The 1022-nt window shown below is 68.6% G+C and carries 1 protein-coding gene and 2 tRNA genes; all 3 read right to left on the reverse strand.

What is annotated here, in order from left to right; translation table 11 throughout:
• Nucleotides 1-200 precede the first annotated feature (200 nt).
• Nucleotides 201-274, reverse strand: a tRNA-Met gene (locus DBR36_RS10630).
• Between the two features lie 34 nt (nt 275-308).
• Nucleotides 309-380, reverse strand: a tRNA-Thr gene (locus DBR36_RS10635).
• Nucleotides 381-444: 64 nt separating this feature from the next.
• Nucleotides 445-1022 (reverse strand): M23 family metallopeptidase (locus DBR36_RS10640; protein ID WP_146185326.1); only part of this gene is annotated, 578 nt, incomplete at its 5' end.

Raw genomic sequence — 1022 nt, forward strand, 5'->3', positions numbered from 1 at the left:
GCGGCGGGAATCGTCGCCGACACGCCGTCGTCTGCACCGACCCACCGGCGTGGCGGCGAAAACCCCCGCCGTTGTGCACCGCGGGGGCCGGTGATCGGCGCTGGGCGAGGGCGAAACGCGCACGCGCCTTGGCGGGGACGCGGGCCGAGCCCGCGGCACCCAGAAACGACGGAAGCCCCGGATCTCCGGGGCTTCATCCGTAGCGGGAGCGGGGCTTGAACCCGCGACCTCACGATTATGAGTCGTGCGCTCTCACCAACTGAGCTACCCCGCCGCACGGCATCCAGGATTCGGATGAGGATGCCTTGAGCCCCGAGTCAGGATTGAACTGACGACCCCTTCCTTACCATGGAAGTGCTCTGCCACTGAGCTATCGGGGCGTACCCGGATCGCTCCGGGCAACTAGAAGAGAATATCAGAACTCGATACTCTCACACCAATCGGTCACCCGCCGGCGTGCTGACGCAGCCACGCGATGGGGTCGATCGGCGTCGTGCCGTTCTGCAGGATCTCGACGTGCGTGTGCGCACCGAACGATCGACCGGTGTTGCCGGTGCGTCCGAGGAACTGACCGACCTTGACGTGCTGGCCCTGGGTGACCTGGAGCGAGCCGTACTGCATGTGGCCGTAGCGGCTCGACACGAGCTGCCCGTCGATCTGGTGGTCGATGAGGACGGTGACGCCGAAGGCGCCGCCCTGCTCGGTCGCGATGCGCACGGTGCCGTCGGCGATCGCCTGCACGGGCGAGCCCTCGCCGGGGACGAAGTCGGCGCCCTCGTGGAAGCCGCCCTCGCGCATGCCGAAGCCGTAGGTGATCGGCACGCCGACCGCGAAGGGCCACTGGATGGGCGCCGTCGGGTCGTTGACATAGAAGTTCGAGGGGTTGGTGATGCCGGAGTCGGCCGCCATCTTGGCGTAGGTGGTGGCGCTGTACCCGTCGGCACGGTCGACCACCGCCGAGGTGGCCTCGGCGGGCGCGACGTACGCCTGGATCTGACCGTCGCCCGCGGCGACGTCGCCGC

The sequence above is a fragment of the Microbacterium sp. HMWF026 genome (genome assembly GCF_003061325.1).
Lineage (GTDB): Bacteria > Actinomycetota > Actinomycetes > Actinomycetales > Microbacteriaceae > Microbacterium > Microbacterium testaceum_E.